The organism is Weissella oryzae SG25 (genome assembly GCF_000691805.2).
Classification (GTDB): domain Bacteria; phylum Bacillota; class Bacilli; order Lactobacillales; family Lactobacillaceae; genus Weissella; species Weissella oryzae.
This window is the reverse complement of record NZ_DF820496.1, coordinates 1-17,077: the sequence shown is the minus strand read 5'-3', so window position 1 is coordinate 17,077 and position 17,077 is coordinate 1. Positions and strand designations below refer to the sequence as shown.

Sequence of the window (17,077 nt, the reverse complement as noted above, 5' to 3'; positions counted from 1 at the left end):
GTGCTCTCCTTACCCTTCTCCTCACAGAAAGAAGAATTAAATTTATTAGTTAATTTCTACAGAATCACTGCCATCAATTTCGGTAACATTAACTCTGATGTGCTCAGAAGCCGCAGTTGGAATATTTTTCCCAACAAAGTCCGCCCGAATTGGCAATTCACGATGCCCACGATCAACCAAAACTGCAAGGTTTACAACTGCTGGACGGCCGTTATCCATTAAAGCATCCAGAGCCGCCCGAATTGTCCGTCCGGTAAACAATACATCATCAACTAAAATCACACGTTTGCCATCAATATTCAAGCCTAAATCTACTTTGATTTGGTCAGCTAACCGTTGATCATCGCGATAATTTGAGATGTCTAACTCCGCAACTGGAATATCTGCATCTTCTAACTGTTGCAAACGCTCAGCAATTCGTTGGGCAATAAAGACACCCCGCGTCTTAATTCCAACAATTACTAAATTATTAATTCCTTTATTCTTTTCAATAATTTCATAAGTAATTCGTGTCAATGCTCTTTGCATTGCCATTGCATCTACAATTTCTTTAGTCATGTTTATTGCTCCTTCGTAATTTCTGCGTAAGGTTCTAAGCTTGCCAACGTTGCTGTAAAGTAATCAGGTAATGGTGCCTCAAACGTCAATTCTTCCCCGGTAGTTGGCTGAGTCAGTCCTAATGTAGCAGCGTGTAAATATTGTCCATTACCAGGTAGCGTCTTTTTAGGCCCATAGAGTGGATCGCCCGCAACTGGATGACCAATATACTGCATATGTACTCGAATTTGGTGGGTACGTCCAGTTTCTAGATAAACTGATAATAAGGTATATCCAACAAAACGCTGCAAAACCTTAAAATGCGTCACTGCTTCACGCCCATCTTTTACAATGGCTTGCTTTTTACGATCAGCTGTCGAACGACCAATTGGCGCTTTAATTGTCCCTTCATTTTCTTTAAATTCACCATGAACTAAAGCTATATACTGTCTTAAATTCTTTTTAGCTTTTAATTGAGCTGATAAAGCTTCATGTGCTAAATCATTTTTAGCAACCATCAGTAAACCTGAAGTGTCCTTATCAATCCGATGTACAATTCCTGGACGAAAGACCCCATTAATTGAAGATAACGGTGTGTGATAGAGTAAAGCATTGACTAATGTTCCATCTGCATGACCTGCTGATGGATGAACAACCATCCCTTGTGGCTTATTGACCACTAATAAATCGGCATCTTCATAAACAATATCCAATGGAATGTTTTCAGGTTGCAAGTCCAAAGCCTTAACTTCCGGTACCGCAAAGGAAATAACGTCCCCTGGTTTAACTGAGTACTTAGCCTTCTTAGATTCACCATTAACTTTAACGTCACCCTGACGCACCCAGTCAACAATTTGACTTCTTGTGTATTCAGCATATTCATCAGCAATTAGCTTATCCAAACGACCATTCTGAAGTTCGACCTTAAATACCTTCTCTACCATTACGCCTCCTCAAATACTTTCCGTAATTTCTTATAAAACCTTGGGCTTAACCACAAATTGTAATTTTCGCCTTCAAAACTGAAAAGAATACTTCTTTTCGTAAATTGAACATACTTCATCTCAGTAATTGGCATATTCATTGTGTGCACTGAACCCAATTGTCGCATGTGCATAATTTGATTTTCTTCAACAAGCTCTAATTTCCGCCGTCGAATTACAATCCAAGCACTTAAAATAAAAGCCAGTAAGAAGCCTGCTGTCCAAACATTGAACTTAGTAACTTCAAGTTGCATAATTAGAGCAAGTAAAGCTAACATAAAAATCCAAGCCCAGTTTACCCAACCCACTAAACCGGCTGGTTGATAGTAACCTTTCATGGTTGACCTCTTTTCTTTTATCGTCAAATTAAATTATACCAAAAACAAGGAAGTTCTTGATGTTAATTAAATTATTTACTGATGCCGCAACAAAAAATGGTTCCGGTCCAAGTGCTGCCGGCGTAATCATTGTAATTAATGGAAAACAAATTCAACTTAAACACAGTCTAGGTAGCATTGATAATCATAGCGCTGAATTTAACGCAGCAATTTGGGCTTTTGAACAGCTAAAGCGTTATCCAGAAATTGTACCTGACAGTACAATTATGTTTTATACAGATTCGCGTATCGTCGCTGATGCCGTTGGCAAAAGTTATGCTAAGAACTTTACTGACCTAGCCCAACGACTAATTACTTTAATTGACCAATACCATATTGTCTTAACCGAATGGTTACCAGAAAAACAAAACCTTGGCGCTCATCGTCTTGCGCTTCAGGCCTTACATGGTAATAATAACCAGCTACTACAAACATTTACCAGCTCATTTAATAAGATTTAATTAATTAAAAAAATGTCTAAAATTTTTATTATGCGTCACTTACGATATCGGCATTAAATAAATTCAAACTAAAAACCAGGTTAGGAGCTAAAGCTGCTAACCTGGTTTTTATTAAGTACTTTTACTTATAGTTTAAATTACATCATGCCCATGCCTGGTTGTGCGGCTGGCATTGGAGCTTCTTCCTTTGGTTGCTCAGCTACGACGGCCTCAGTTGTCAACAACAAAGCTGAAACAGAAGCGGCATTTTGCAAAGCAGACCGTGTTACCTTAGTTGGATCAACAATTCCAGCAGAAATCATGTCAACCCAGTCATTGGTAGCTGCATTATAACCGATACCATCGGCCTCAGTCTTCAAGCGGTTTACAATAACTGAACCTTCCAAACCGGCATTTTCGGCAATTTGACGAACTGGCTCCTCTAAAGCACGCAAAACGATATTAATACCAGTCTGTACATCGCCATCTTCGCTCAACGCTGCAACTGCTGGAATTGCATTAACTAATGCCGTTCCACCACCAGCAACGAAGCCTTCTTCGACGGCTGCACGCGTTGCATTTAATGCATCTTCAATCCGATACTTACGTTCTTTAAGTTCAGTCTCAGTAGCAGCCCCAACATTGATCACTGCGACACCACCAGCTAACTTAGCTAGACGCTCTTGTAGCTTCTCACGGTCAAAATCAGAAGTTGTTTCGCTGATTTGTCCCTTAATTACAGCTACACGTTCAGCGATAGCATCCTTGTTACCACTACCCTCAACGATTGTCGTACTATCCTTAGCGATTGTTACCTTACCAGCTTGACCCAATTGCTCCAAAGTAGCATCCTTTAGGTTCAAACCAAGGTCATCAGTAATAACCGTTCCATTTGTAAGCGTAGCAATATCTTCAAGCATTGCCTTACGACGGTCACCAAAGCCTGGCGCCTTGACTGCAACGACATTAAAGGTTCCACGCATCTTGTTCAATACAAGTGTTGGCAAAGCCTCCCCAGTAATATCATCGGCAATAATCAATAAAGCACGACCTTGCTCAACAACACCTTGTAGTAATGGCAAAATATCTTGAATGTTACCAATCTTCTTATCTGTAATCAAGATATATGGGTTATCCAAGGATGCTTCCATTTTGTCTGTATCGGTTACCATGTACTGTGACATCCAACCACGATCAAATTGCATTCCTTCGACAACATCAAGTGTTGTTTCAATACCCTTTGATTCTTCAATGGTAATAACACCGTCGTTACCAACTTTTTCCATTGCTTCGGCAATCAAGTCACCGACTTCTGGATTAGCAGCTGAAATTGACGCAACTTGCGCAATTTCTTCTTTAGTAGAAACCGTCTTTGACATCTTGTGCAAAGCATCAACCGCTGTATCAGTTGCAATTTCAATTCCACGACGCACACCAACTGGGTTAGCACCAGCTGTAACGTTCTTCAAACCTTCATTAACAATTGCTTGAGCCAAAACTGTAGCAGTAGTTGTACCATCACCAGCAATATCATTGGTCTTTGAAGCAACTTCAGCAACAAGCTTAGCCCCCATGTCCTCAAAGTGATCTTCTAGCTCAATGGCCTTAGCAATTGTCACACCATCATTGGTAATAGTTGGTGCGCCATAACTTTGCTCAATAACAACATTACGACCCTTAGGCCCCATAGTTGTCTTAACAGTATTTGCAAGCTTATCAACACCAGCTTGCATCTTTGCTCGTGCATCTTGACCAAACATCAAATCTTTTGCCATAACCTAATATTTCCCTTCTTATTTCTTATTTAACTAAATCCACTTCAGCTATTAAAAGACTAAAATACACCGATAACGTCTTTTTCATGAACAATCAAGTAATCCTCACCATCGATTGTTACCTCTGAACCACTGAATTTATCAAAGATAACTTCGTCACCAACTTTAAGTTGGCTTGGTGCTGCTAAATCACCAACCGATTGAGTTGAAACAGCAACAACTGTGGCTACTGTTGACTTTTCTTTAGCATTTGCTGCTAATAAAATCCCACCGACTGATTGCTCGGCTGATTCTTTCACTTGTAATACTACGCGATCACCTAATGGCTTAATCATAAAAAACCTCCAGCAAAAGATATAAATTTTTATTTTTATAGTTAGCACTTTAATTACCTAAGTGCTAACAACAATTATTGTAACGCACTCAGTTCAAATTTCAAGTACTTTATTAACAAATCATACTTTAATCAAACGCTTCCAAGGCAATGCTAGCCTCTGTCCAAGCTCCCTCGATCTTTGACAATTTAATTTGCATCTCATCCAGGTCATTTTGTAAGGCTGTTAGCTTTGCTAAATCAGTTCCGTTAGCTGGATCATTCAAAGCCACATTAAGTTGGTCAATTTGCTCGGTATAACTTTCCATGTCCTGCTCGGCACTTTCAATTGCACGTTTCAAGCGGCGTTGCTCCTTTTGCCGCTCTTTTAGCTCAGTTTGCGAAAGTTCTACCTTTGCTACTGTTAAATCGGCCGCCTTTGTTTCTACCTCAAAAGAAGCCTTAGCACGATTCTTATTTACTTGTTCGCTTTGTGTTTTTTCCAAATAATAATCATAATCACCATCAAAAAAGCGTGTACCATCAGCTGACAATTCAACCACTTCTGTTGCGACTGCATTAATAAAATAACGATCATGCGACACAAAGAAAATGGTTCCGTTATATTCATTTAAGGCTGTTTCTAAAACTTCACGTGAATCGATGTCCAAGTGATTCGTTGGTTCATCTAAAATCAAAAAGTTATCATGGTGCATTGATAGTTTAGTCATCAATAGCCGCGCACGTTCACCACCAGATAAGGCTGCAACGGTTTTATCAACCGCCTCACCAGTAAATAAAAATGAACCTAAAATCGAACGAATATCTTTTTCAGGAGCTAACGGATGCTCATCCCAGACTGAATCAAGCACTGTTTTTTTAGGATTCAACGTTGCCTGTTCTTGGTCATAATAACCAACCGTTACGTTAGCACCTAACTTAATTGTTCCCGCCAAACTAGGTAACTGACCCAAAATTGTCTTAATCAAGGTTGATTTTCCAACACCATTTGGTCCAACCAAAGCTACCGCATGCTGCTTATCAACATTAATATTAACGTTTTGTGCTAACACTTCAGCCGGTGAGTAGCCAATTTTAACCTCAGCTAGTTGAAGCACCTCTTTACCGCTCTCCGTATCAGCCTCAAAAGTAATATGAGCTACACCGCTTTCATTCTTTGGCGCCTCAATCCGCTCCATTCGTTCCAATTGCTTTCGCCGCGATTGAGCGCGTTTAGTAGTTGAAGCCCGAACAATATTACGATTGACAAAATCTTCCAACTTAGCAATCTCATCTTGTTGCTTGTCGAAAGCACGCTGTTCAGCAGATAATTTTTGCGCTTTTTGTTCCATGAACTGCGAATAGTTGCCCTTATAGTGATCTAATTCGCCTGAATGCATATCGTAAACTTCATTAACCACTCGGTCTAAGAAGTAGCGGTCATGGGAAACAATCAATAATGCACCTTGATAACTTTGCAGGTATTGTTCTAACCATGCTAACGTTTGCATATCTAAGTGATTAGTTGGCTCATCTAAAATCAATAAATCAGGCGTCTCCAATAATTGCTTTGCAATTGCTAAACGTGTTCTTTGCCCCCCAGATAGCGAGCTCACTGCCTGCGTATAAAAGCTTTCATCAAAGCCAAAACCATGCAAAACGGCGCGAATAGTCGCATCATAACCATAACCATTTCGTTGATTAAAGTCATATTGTAACTGGTCATATTCAGCCAGTAAATTCTGATATGCCTCACTCTGATAATCGCTAGTATCTGCCATTTTATTTTCAATCGTTCGCATCCGCGCTTCCATTTCAATAACTGTTTTAAAAGCATCTAGCATTTCGGCATATACAGTTCGGCCACTATCAAGGCCTGCATTTTGGGCTAAATAAGCCAAACGTAGCCCCTTTTTGGTCGAAACAACACCCTCATCTGGTTGTTCTTCACCAACTAACATTTTAAGCAATGTTGATTTGCCAGCACCATTCCGCCCTACCAAAGCAACACGTGCTTTATCTTGTATTTGTAATGAGATGTTCTCAAAAAAAGTTATCCCCGAAAATCGTCGGGCGACATCACTTGCTTGTAATATAATCATAATTTTTCTCCGTTTTAACCTATTTTATTGTACCAATTTTTATAATTCAGAGTAAAAATAACTTACTAAATAACAGGCAAACATTTAATTCACCCGCGCGTCATTCATAAACAAACCATACATCTACTTACAATAATTATTTTGGATACTCAGTAACTTTATTATATAATTATAATGAATCGTTAATAGTTAAAAATAGTTTTAGCTACGTATTAAAAAATACGGAGAGGTAAAGGTTTTTTCTATGCACTCACTTACTAGAACTGGTTGGTTATTTTTAATATTTGCTGATATATTTGGGCTCTTATTGTTCTTCAGTCTCTCAAATACAAATAAGATGTTACCAACCTCACTCTATTTAATTTTAATGATTCTATGCTTAATAATTGGTTGTTTATTCATTGAAAGCAGAATCTTGCAATTGAATGTCCAAATCAAAGCACACGAAGCAATCCGTAAGGCGAACAAGGCTAATGTACATCAACTTAAATAGCATTGCTTAGCTTCTACAGCCATCAAACTTTTTATGTTTATGAATCGAGCATCATCTTTTATTAATATTCAACTTCAAGAGGGGGGTAGCAACTGTGGCCATCTTTTTAAGCCTAATAACTTTAGTTTGTTTTTCACTCTGGCTCTTTAATCTAATCAAAGTTAAAAAGTTGGGTTTAAAGCAATCTACACCAATGTGCCTGCTTGGCTGGCTTTCTTTAGCATTGATGTTATTTCTAACTTTTTTATCACCACTTTTATTGCCAAATTTATTTAACCAACTTCATTAAAACTTTACTAACCAGTAATAAATAAAAAGGGATTCTATATTAAGAATCCCTTTTTGCTACGTTTTAACTATTATTCATTAGCTAAGTCAACATTGTTTATAAAGTATAACAACGTTTGTAACTCATTAGTTAAATCAACATTTTGGACACGCACACTTGCTGGTACATCTAAACGCAATGGCGTAAAATTAAGAATTCCCTTAATCCCAGCTTTAGCTAATCGATCAGCTAAATCCTGGGCTGCAACTGATGGTACAGTCACAATCGCAACTTCAATTCTTTGTGCGGTAATTTGATCCTCTAAATCACCCATTGAATAAACCGGTACACCTGCTTGAATCGTATTAATGATGTCTTCATTAATATCAAAAGCAGCAGAAATCCTAGCATTAGAGCTTTGATGGAAATTAAAATTCAACAAAGCTTGCCCTAAATTACCAACACCAATCAAGGCCACAGAAGCCAAGGTATCTTGATCTAGAATTCGGCCAAAGAAATTCATTAAAGCCTCAACATCGTAGCCGTAGCCACGCTTGCCAAGCGCTCCAAAGTATGAAAAATCGCGTCGAATTGTTGCCGCATCAAATTTTACAGCCTCCGCTAACTCATTAGAAGAAACTCGTGTCTTACCTGAATCAAGCAATAAATTTAAATAGCGATAATAGATTGGCAAACGCTTTGCGGTCGCACGCGGAATATCATGTTCTGCCATAGGAACCCTCCTGCTTATACTTATACATCTCATACGTTTCACAAAATTTTAGCCACTTTGTGAAAAGAAATCATAGCATTATGATAGCATAATCAAGCGTAATTGTGAACTTATTAACGCTTATGTTTCACAAAGTTTATCCAACCTCAATTGCTAACTTTCTGTGAAACCCACTTACTAAGCATAAGTTGCCTTCATATTTAAATATTTAACCGATATTAAACCATAGTTAATACTTTGAACTGTTTACTAGCTTTTGGACTTCAAAATTATAGGTATGCTTTATAGAAAAGATAACCTGACAAAACAAATGCCCCAAGAATAATTAGCCAACGGAAAGTTTCTGCCGGTAAACTACGGGCCACTTTCGGACCAATCCAACCGCCTATAACAAAACCAGCACCCATCGGCAATGCATACCCCCAATTAACATTACCATAAAAAGCATATATAATTGTGGCCACTAAATTTGCAACCGCTCCGGAAATATTCTTAACTGCATTAGCAACCGTATATTTCAAACCAGCCGTCATTGTAAAGGCCAACAAGGTAAATACCCCACTCGCTGCTCCGAAGTAACCGCCATAAATACTAATTAAAAAGACTGCCGAAATCATAATAAAATTACGATCAATCGGAACATTTTCTCTAATATCTGCTAAAGGACGATTAGCATGCAAATACGGACGTATTAAAAATACAATTGCAGCCATTAGAACTAGGAAGGGAACTATTTTCTCAAAAATTTGACTTGGAAAAATCACTAACAAGAAACTCCCAAGCAAGCTACCAAGTACAGTTAATGGTAATATCCAATACAAATCTCGATAATTTGTCCTAAGCTCATAGCGCGACGAAACGCCAACCCCTAGGCCCGTAAAGGTCAAGGCCGCTGTATTGGTAACGTTTGCTGTCACTGGTGGCAATCCTACTGCTAAGAGCACGGGATATGAAATCAACGATGCCATCCCCACGAGTGTGCTCACCACTCCTGCCGCAATTCCGGCGATAAATAAACCTAAAACTATAATTAACATCTGTCCTCCTAAGATTTTTATTTACTATAATCAATTGTTAAAATGACTGTCCATCTATATATACTGCAAAGTATTATGCCATTTTAGCTCTTTGCATTTAATTTAAAATTTCGTCATTTCTTTAACTGCTGTATCTTATTCCTTGTACAACAAAATGGGCCTAGTATAAACTAAGCCCCCTTTTTCCCATTAGCTATTCTATTTTTCGGTGCAGACCGTCGCTTAATAATTAAGTGGTTCACGGTACAAAGACTTTCAAAATTGTATGCTTACAACTAGCATCACTGTCTTTTCTTACAGCACCACTAACTAAGTGGCTAAAAACAGCATCCCCCTAGCCTTTTTCACCACGAGCTTGTCGATCCATATTTTCAATAACTACATCAAAAACATCACCCACCGTTAATAAATAATCAATCACTTTTCCAGGTTGGTTCGTATGAAAATGAACTTTCATCAATTCCGCATCGCCACCAACAATCAAGCTGTTACCTTCAAAGCCTTGTAAAATCATATTTCTTAAAGTCTCTTCATCCAACTTAGCGCCTTCAAGCAAGGCTTGCGTATCAAAAGTGTATTCTTCCATTACATTTCCCCCATTTATCCCTGTAAGCACTAAACTACTTTATATTAGATTTTATCACTAACCCTTATAAATATCTCAAACCTTCTGCATACAAAAGCCCCCTGCTCGAGTTTAAGCTAGAGCAAGGGGCAAAACACATTCTTAAAGAGTCAAATTAACCACGCTTAAGGCGTTCATTCTCAGCCTTAATAGCTGCCATTCGCTTACGACTATTACGTATCCAGTAACCAAGACCACTAACAAGCAACATCAACACTATTACAATCGTAATCCAAATCCAAGTGTATGACTTTGGCGTTTGGTAGCCACTCTGCTTGTTGATATTATTAGCCTTTTTTGCTGAAACGGTAAAGTGTCGAGTGAATGTCCAACGCTGACCATAGTTTGCCGTCCCCTTATTAGGTAAAGCGGCTTTATATTGTCCATCAGCCTTTTGATCACCATATACAACCATCTTCAAGGTATACTTACCTGGCTTCAAGTTAATATCGTAGTTTTTCTTATTCAAGGCTGGCATCTGCAAATGAAAATCCGAATTTGGTGCCATTTGCATTTGCGCATTCTCATAAGTAAAATCTGTTGGTCCAGTCACCTTTGCGTCAACATACATATTATTCACAAAACCGGCTGCATGATTAACTAAGTGTGCATCTACTACTGTATGTGCATAATAAGTTTTCATCGCCGCACTGTCCATGGTTAAATCAGCCGGAATAATATCGCTCTCACCATGCTGTCGCATAACCAAGCCCAAAGAATATTGGAATCGATTGGCAACTTGTGAACTATCCGATGTTGATGCCTTTGATGCCTTTGATGCCTTAACCAAAGAATCACTTTCGGTAAATACAACTGCTCCAGCTGCAACACCATTAATATCATTATTAGGCATATTAACAGTAATTGGCACTGTAATTGATCCTTTTGCAGGGACCGTTACACTCTTTGCAACTGAAACGTTGTCTTGATAATTAACAACTGCTTTTCCCTTATCTTTTGAATTAGGGATATAAATAACTTGCCCATTGGCACTAGTTGTTGCATTCGTAACTGCTGTATTCAATGTATAGTCAACACTACTTGAGTTAGAAATCTTAACCTCTAAAGTCTGACTAGTTCCTGGTTGCATAACTAAATCCCAGAAACCCTCATTTTCGTGTGCTTGGTTCGTCGGAATCACCGGCGACATTGTAATCACTGGACTTTGTAAATTACTGGCAAAAGCACTTTTTAGCGGTAAAACGGTTAACATTGCCGCCATCAAAGCTAAAAACCAGACTAATAAGTTTTTACTTACTTTACTATTCATTCTTTACCTTAATTACTTCACTGTCGAAACGTTTGACAATGACCAAGTAACCTTTCCTGTATATGCACCCGCAGTCAAATTAGTCTGCGTGCTTGGAATATTTAACTTCGTGCTTGAAAAGTCTAAATCAGTAGTTCCCGTTCCAACTTGTCCAGTTGCCACAGCTTGAGCAGCTGAGGCATCAGAACCTACACCAATCGTTGATGCATTGGCTGCACTTGTTGTCTTGTCAGGATTTGTAATTGCAGGTGACATTGAGATTGTTGCGTTGCTTAGCGTTGTTGTTCCATTAGTCAAGGCTGCACTTTGGTAAGCATAAAGCGTCCAAGGTGTTGCATTACCAGTGTAATCATCAACACTACCAGTCTTCTCACTTGATGAATCAAGTGCAATTGCACTACCACTAAGTGAGCTTGAAAGTGCACTTGAAGCAAATGTCAAATTTGGTGCAGTGTCTAATTGCAATTGACCTGCAGTCAATGTCAAATTAGTTGAAGTTGTTCCAGTTGCTGCTGTGGTAGTGTTACCACTTGCATCAGCTGCTGCTGTTGAATTAATCGTTTGTGCGCTTGCGATAACTGGCAACCCAAGCGTTGCTGCTAACGTCAAAACTGACGCCGCTGTTGTAATAACCTTCTTCATGATTCTCTTCCTCAATCTTCCAAAATTTACTTTTAGTTACATTTAACTAGTTAGATGATACTCTATCCTTCAAAATAAGTCCATTATTTTTTCACAAAAACAATATCTTTTAAATATTCTAATCTTGTTTTCATTCAAAACGATTTTCGAACTAATTTATTGTTGTTGGCATGTTTGAAAGGTTCCATGTCAAGGTTGAAGTATAGTTACCGCTGCGTAGTCCAGTTGATTCATTCGGACTGACACCAATACTATTTATGTTAATACTGTAATTTTGACTTGCTGTCGCATTACTTGCACTATCACTCACCAAATTCACCAAAGTTGAACCATCTGCTGGCAAACTATTCATTGAATTAATCTGTACGCCACTTTGTCCAGAACCGAGGGCTACACCATTAAAACCATAAGTCATCGCAGTCGTAAGCTTATTTTGACTAAAAGTTGATGCCGTAACACCTAGTGTCCAACCACTTTGCTGGCTGCGCGTATCAGATATCCCAACACTTTGTTGGGTCGTTTGTAACTGACTAGTTAAATTACTACCTAGATTTCCCATAAAGTTTAAAATTGTTGGTACCGAATAAAGGGTCAAACTACCTGTTGGGCCTGCTTGAACCGTAACGGTGACAGTCGCTGTCACATTTGACCCACTTGCATCTACCAATGGCGTTACACCGTCCGTAGCAAATAACTGCCAAGTAATTGTATACGTACCAGCTGTCGCTGTATTTACATTTGAACCAACTTGCTTAGTAACTGCACTATTGGCCGTGCCATCATAACCAGTTGCCGTCTTAGCCGTTATCGTCGGTACAGTCCCATTAATGTTGACGGTTGCCGTACTGGCTGACAAAGTTAATACAGGAACAGCAACAAAGGTCACTGTAGCTGTCTTTGTCGCCAATGTTGTACCACTAGTACTTTTCAAAGTATAAGTTACAGTCGCCGTCTTCCCAACGGCCGCAGCCAAAACCGTGCCACTTCCATTGACATAACCATTACTAGCCATGCTGTCTGTTTCCGTCAAATTAGTTGAACCCCAACTTCCGTAACTCTGGCCGGCGGGACCATCATAGGCTGAAACAAAAGCCGCGCTTGGGTTCCAAGTCTGACCAACATAGAGATTCACATTTTGCGTCTTAATAGTCGAAGCTGCTGTTGATGAATTGGACGAGTTAGTTATCGCTCCAGCAGCACTAGCCGTTGTATTAATCGTTGAATTACTTGTACCTGAAACAACTGCCAATGAGCTATCACCTGCAAATAACGATGACATATCAGCTGTACTAGGTACACCCGAGAAACCACCATTAAAATTAACCGAAACTAAACCTGTGGCACCTGCAAAGGCATTACTCATCGTTGTTAAATTACCACCTGACATTGAGGGCGAGAAAATAATTGCTTGTAGTGCTGCATCGTTAGAAAACATGTATGACATGTTAAAAACACTCGAAGAAGACCAAGTCGACAAATTCAAAGTTCCACTGGGCACCGCACTTCCATTGACTACATCGCCAGCATTACCAGTTAGCACTGGATCGTTGGCAAACATATATGACATGTCAGTCACATTCGCCGTATTGCTTAACTTAGATAAACCGTTTATCTTTGTCGCTGCTGGTAAATTTGCCAATAAGTAAGCCAGTGAATTTTTTTGTTGCACCGTACTTGTGTTCAAAGTTCCCAAAATACTCACTGTTTTTACACCTTTTAACGCACTCGAATTACTCCAAGGCCAAAAGTTTGTTAAATCTGCATAATTTGATGCCAAAGTTTGCGTTGCAGTTGTCGAACCTAATGACAAGACGCCCGATGCTATCGACCAAGCAACCGGAGTACTGGTCCCAAAAGTTCCGCTTGTCAAGCCGGTATCACCAACAAACATGTTGTCCATTCCAGTTGCCGCCAAATTACCAGCATTAATGTTGGTTGGTATGTTGACTGTCGTCAAGGCTGGGTCGTTGGCAAACATACTATTCAGAGTCGTTACCGAATTAGCCCCCCAAACTGAACAGTCCAATGTACCTGCTAACTTTGTGTCATTAGCAAACATATAGGACATATTATTAACATTCGACATTGCATTTTTTAGATTTGCCAATCCAGTAATCGATGTAGCATTAGGTAAATTAGCAATAAATAAGCAAGCGAACCATTTGTTTGATTAAAATTACCTGTAATAACTACACTCGTTATCGTGGAAGCATATGAGCTCCAAGGCCAAAAGGCGCTTGTGCCCAAATTGTTGGCCGGTAGAGAAGTTGTACTTCCTGAAGCCGTGATGGTTAAGACTCCACTACTGTTGATTGACCAAGCAGGCCCTGTTGTTCCGTTATAGCTAGACCCACTTGGTGTCGCCGCATAAGCGATTGATTTAGGATTCATATCCTGCGAATCTTTGACAAAGTTAGAAAAAAGCATACCAGAAAACAGAACTAGCAAGCTGGTAAATACAGCAATGCTTAAATACTTTTTCAACATTCTCCTCCCTTCCACATAAATTTACTTATTTTATTTTTATACAATATTTTACATTCAAATTATATAAATAATATTAAAAATTTCTTCATATCTATTATATCACATCGTACGATTTATCTGAGTTCATAGCCCTCAGATTCATTTGAAATATCAATTATCATCTTCTATTTAAGCAAGAAACAAAGAGCTATAATCAACTTTATAAACAACATATGAACATGTGTTTAAAAAGATTTGATTCAAACAACTTTATTATAAAATACATACTAATATCCATAATTAAAATAAAAAAAATTAAGATGAATCAGATTAGATTAATCAAAATATTCAAAGGTGACAATTGTTGTTTTTCACGTCTATTAGTCACATTATCATGAATAATTTTTATACGGTCATTATAATATTATATTTTCACAAAAGAATAATTGATTTAAGTCAATCAAGTGTGAGGCATTTACTTTTTATCACTATATCTAATTTTAATATCCAGCCAGTGAATGTCTGCCAAAACCATCGCTTAAACTTCAAAAAGTTAATCCCCAGCACTTCATAGTGGTGCAAAACTTTTTTTCTGGTGCAAATTTATTAGGTTAAAGCAGGTATTCGCGGGTATGTTTAGGTCTGTTAAAAACAAACAAAAAACGCCTACATATCAGCTTGTAAGCTAATACATAGGCGTTTAAACAGAATTAGGTTTACTTCAAACCGTACTTCTTGTTAAACTTTAAAAACCTTTATACGCAGGCATTTAAAGGCTATCTGGTGCAAAATGGTGCAAACTTTTTTTAAACAGACTTAGTATACTTTTAGGAATCTAAATACTGCTTACGTTCATCAATTAATTGTTTCAACTCTACAAGGTCTTCCTTTGTTGCCAAATTACGAATAAAAGAACGTGCATAACTCCGATATTGTAGAAACTTCGCCCGTTCTTTATTTTGACTTTGCCAACGTTTATTACGTTCCGTTTGTGTACTCTTCTCTGTCATGACTTTACCAACCCAACGATCAATGTAATTATTTGAATAATTATCATAAGTATAAGTAGTTTTTCTGTTCTATTAAGTTTTTTCATAAATGTGTGTTAATATGGATACACCAAAGAAGGTCATTGCTGACCTTTCTTTGACAAGAGCCCTATTCAAGCAACTCTTTGATAAATGCGAGTAGTGAGATTCCAACTCCGACTAACGCTAATTTATCTGACCTTGACCAAGGCTCTTTTTGTTTGCGCTTGGCATGCTTAGGCTTGTATCTCATATCCTCCTCCTTTCTATATATTAATAATACTATATATAGTACAAAAAGTCAACACTTTTAGGCAAATTAGTTTAATTAAATTTATATATTTTCATTATCGATATTACCATCATACAAGTTTTCTAAAATTTTACCACTAACAGCGATAAACGTTGATATATAGCTATTTAAATTCTCTAAATTTCAAAATATATTGTTACGATAAATTATGATATATACTTTTGTATGTAAACACAAAAAAGCCTCACCAAGTAGAAATTAATCTACCTAGTGAGGCTTTTCTTACTGATTAAAATGGGCGTACTAATCAGCTGTTGTTTATTCAATTGCACTTAGGAGTATGCTGTGAATGTTAAGCAGTTGGGTAGCTACTAAATATATGATATTCCTAGTTGCTTAACTCAAGTTTAAATCTTAGTAAGCGTTGTAGCATCTAACCAAAGTGTACCATATCCGTCTGTATCAACCTTGACGCCATTTGACTCTGCATTGACTTCTAAGACCGTCCATGGTTCTGTCTTCTTAAACTTAGCATATGAACCCACTTGCAAAACTTGGTCTTGTCCTTCAGCGGATAAAGTTCCAACGGTTACTTCATCAACCAATGCTGCTGGCACTCCGTTATTTTCCCAATTAGCATCATTTCCACCAGCCAACTCATAAGAAATGAATTGCCAGAAATCATGTACCATCTTCAACTCGTCAACCCGATAAATTTGGTCAGCGAAACTAAAATTATCACCGACGTTTAATACCTGGTCTACAACCTTATTTGGTTGTGGTTGAGGGCCGTTATTAATATCTGGGTTAGCTGTGTCCTTACCGGCGAACTTATGCCAGGCATCAGCATCCATGTAGGCAATATCTAAGTCCAGATTGCCAGCGTAACCATTCAAAGCGCCGCTTGAACTATATTGGAACAAGGCTGGTTGACCCCAAGCTCCCCAACCGGTGTCATCAGTCCATGGGTCACTAAGATAGCCTGTCCGGGCGTAATTAGCGTATTGAGCAGCCCACAAGCCATACTCTGGCGCTACAGCTGACCAATCCATTTGATTAATCGTGCACTTTGACATGTAAATCAATGGTGCAACACCAGTTAGCTCTTTAACACGGTCTAAGAATACCTTAGCCCCATTCGAGCCAAGAGCTAATCCACCAGCTTCGAAATCTAACACCAGTACAGCTTCACCAACATAGCCACCAACGTTATTAACAAAGAACTCTGCTTGTGCTCGTGGGTCATCAGCTGTCATAAAGTGATAAACACCTAATAGTTTGCCAGCTGTCTTGGCCTGCTGATAATGTTGGTCAGCTACAGGGTTAATGTAATTAAGCCCCTCAGTTGCCTTTACAATAATGAAATCTGCACCAATCAAACCTGCGTTTAAGTCTGCTTGATAATTTGAAATATCAATACCGTTCAACATATTTATTTACCTCCAAAAATATTTTTAACGGTTTCGTAAGATCCAGTAGCTAGAGCTCCGGCCATAACACCATAGATAAAGCCATAGCCAGGATTATCTCCATAAATTAGCCAAGACATTATAATACCTAAAATGCCACCGATTACTAAGGCAATCAGTGGCATATACTTGTTATCAATTTTAGATTTTTTCAGTGCCTCAACAACTATAAAGGTAATAAACGTAATACCAATATAGCTTGTTGTAGTCGCACTATTATACAAATCAATAATACTCATTTTTCCCACTCCTCTACTCTATTTTCG

At 38.4% G+C, this 17,077-nt stretch carries 18 protein-coding genes; 1 reads left to right on the top strand and 17 read right to left on the bottom strand.

Annotation, left to right across the window (positions count from 1 at the left end):
- Nucleotides 1–45 precede the first annotated feature (45 nt).
- The 3 genes from pyrR to TT13_RS08650 are packed head-to-tail and all read right to left on the bottom strand — an operon-like array spanning nucleotide 46 to nucleotide 1,858.
- A complete protein-coding gene (gene pyrR, locus TT13_RS08660) occupies nucleotides 46–558 on the bottom strand; it encodes a bifunctional pyr operon transcriptional regulator/uracil phosphoribosyltransferase PyrR (RefSeq protein ID WP_027699616.1) in 513 nt (170 codons plus the stop codon).
- A 2-nt stretch (nucleotides 559–560) separates the two neighbouring features.
- Nucleotides 561–1,481, bottom strand: coding sequence for an RluA family pseudouridine synthase (locus TT13_RS08655; RefSeq protein ID WP_027699615.1), 921 nt, complete (start codon nucleotides 1,479–1,481; stop codon nucleotides 561–563).
- Nucleotides 1,481–1,858: an EbsA family protein gene (locus TT13_RS08650; protein ID WP_027699614.1), complete on the bottom strand. Its 378-nt coding sequence runs from the start codon at nucleotides 1,856–1,858 to the stop codon at nucleotides 1,481–1,483. Before TT13_RS08650 ends, TT13_RS08655 begins: the two co-directional genes overlap by 1 nt.
- A gap of 59 nt (nucleotides 1,859–1,917) precedes the next feature.
- Here TT13_RS08650 and TT13_RS08645 point away from each other — a divergent pair, with 59 nt between their 5' ends.
- Nucleotides 1,918–2,358 carry a ribonuclease HI family protein gene (locus TT13_RS08645; protein WP_045477048.1) on the top strand — a complete coding sequence of 147 codons (441 nt, stop codon included), beginning with the start codon at nucleotides 1,918–1,920 and terminating at the stop codon, nucleotides 2,356–2,358.
- 137 nt (nucleotides 2,359–2,495) lie between these two features.
- Here the strand turns inward: TT13_RS08645 and groL are convergent, their stop codons facing one another.
- The 14 genes from groL to TT13_RS08580 all read right to left on the bottom strand — a co-directional run bounded on the left by groL (nucleotide 2,496) and on the right by TT13_RS08580 (nucleotide 17,050).
- Entirely contained in the window at nucleotides 2,496–4,112 is a 1,617-nt protein-coding gene (gene groL, locus TT13_RS08640) for a chaperonin GroEL (protein WP_027699613.1), read from the bottom strand.
- Between the two features lie 59 nt (nucleotides 4,113–4,171).
- Entirely contained in the window at nucleotides 4,172–4,447 is a 276-nt protein-coding gene (locus TT13_RS08635; RefSeq protein WP_027699612.1) for a GroES family chaperonin, read from the bottom strand.
- Between the two features lie 127 nt (nucleotides 4,448–4,574).
- On the bottom strand, nucleotides 4,575–6,527 hold the full coding sequence (locus TT13_RS08630; protein WP_027699611.1) for an ABC-F family ATP-binding cassette domain-containing protein: 1,953 nt from the start codon (nucleotides 6,525–6,527) through the stop codon (nucleotides 4,575–4,577).
- Between the two features lie 852 nt (nucleotides 6,528–7,379).
- A complete protein-coding gene (locus tag TT13_RS08625) occupies nucleotides 7,380–8,021 on the bottom strand; it encodes a redox-sensing transcriptional repressor Rex (RefSeq protein ID WP_027699610.1) in 642 nt (213 codons plus the stop codon).
- Between the two features lie 269 nt (nucleotides 8,022–8,290).
- Nucleotides 8,291–9,058 carry a sulfite exporter TauE/SafE family protein gene (locus TT13_RS08620; RefSeq protein ID WP_027699609.1) on the bottom strand — a complete coding sequence of 256 codons (768 nt, stop codon included), beginning with the start codon at nucleotides 9,056–9,058 and terminating at the stop codon, nucleotides 8,291–8,293.
- 334 nt (nucleotides 9,059–9,392) lie between these two features.
- Nucleotides 9,393–9,644: a hypothetical protein gene (locus TT13_RS08615; protein WP_027699608.1), complete on the bottom strand. Its 252-nt coding sequence runs from the start codon at nucleotides 9,642–9,644 to the stop codon at nucleotides 9,393–9,395.
- Between the two features lie 154 nt (nucleotides 9,645–9,798).
- On the bottom strand, nucleotides 9,799–10,953 hold the full coding sequence (locus TT13_RS08610; protein ID WP_027699607.1) for a WxLIP family cell surface protein: 1,155 nt from the start codon (nucleotides 10,951–10,953) through the stop codon (nucleotides 9,799–9,801).
- Between the two features lie 12 nt (nucleotides 10,954–10,965).
- Nucleotides 10,966–11,595 carry a WxL domain-containing protein gene (locus tag TT13_RS08605; RefSeq protein WP_027699606.1) on the bottom strand — a complete coding sequence of 210 codons (630 nt, stop codon included), beginning with the start codon at nucleotides 11,593–11,595 and terminating at the stop codon, nucleotides 10,966–10,968.
- A gap of 151 nt (nucleotides 11,596–11,746) precedes the next feature.
- Nucleotides 11,747–13,681: a beta strand repeat-containing protein gene (locus TT13_RS08600; RefSeq protein WP_190279652.1), complete on the bottom strand. Its 1,935-nt coding sequence runs from the start codon at nucleotides 13,679–13,681 to the stop codon at nucleotides 11,747–11,749.
- A gap of 8 nt (nucleotides 13,682–13,689) precedes the next feature.
- Nucleotides 13,690–14,082 (bottom strand): hypothetical protein, encoded by a 393-nt coding sequence (locus TT13_RS08595; protein WP_027699604.1) that lies wholly within the window; start codon nucleotides 14,080–14,082, stop codon nucleotides 13,690–13,692.
- Nucleotides 14,083–14,888: 806 nt separating this feature from the next.
- Complete coding sequence (locus TT13_RS08590; protein ID WP_027699603.1) at nucleotides 14,889–15,071, bottom strand: hypothetical protein; 183 nt, start codon at nucleotides 15,069–15,071, stop codon at nucleotides 14,889–14,891.
- A gap of 148 nt (nucleotides 15,072–15,219) precedes the next feature.
- Nucleotides 15,220–15,342 carry a hypothetical protein gene (locus TT13_RS11650; protein ID WP_278279334.1) on the bottom strand — a complete coding sequence of 41 codons (123 nt, stop codon included), beginning with the start codon at nucleotides 15,340–15,342 and terminating at the stop codon, nucleotides 15,220–15,222.
- 407 nt (nucleotides 15,343–15,749) lie between these two features.
- Nucleotides 15,750–16,772, bottom strand: a complete 1,023-nt coding sequence (locus TT13_RS08585) for a GH25 family lysozyme (protein WP_052348607.1) — start codon at nucleotides 16,770–16,772, stop codon at nucleotides 15,750–15,752.
- Between the two features lie 2 nt (nucleotides 16,773–16,774).
- Nucleotides 16,775–17,050, bottom strand: a complete 276-nt coding sequence (locus tag TT13_RS08580; RefSeq protein ID WP_045477046.1) for a holin — start codon at nucleotides 17,048–17,050, stop codon at nucleotides 16,775–16,777.
- Between the last annotated feature and the right edge of the window lie 27 nt (nucleotides 17,051–17,077).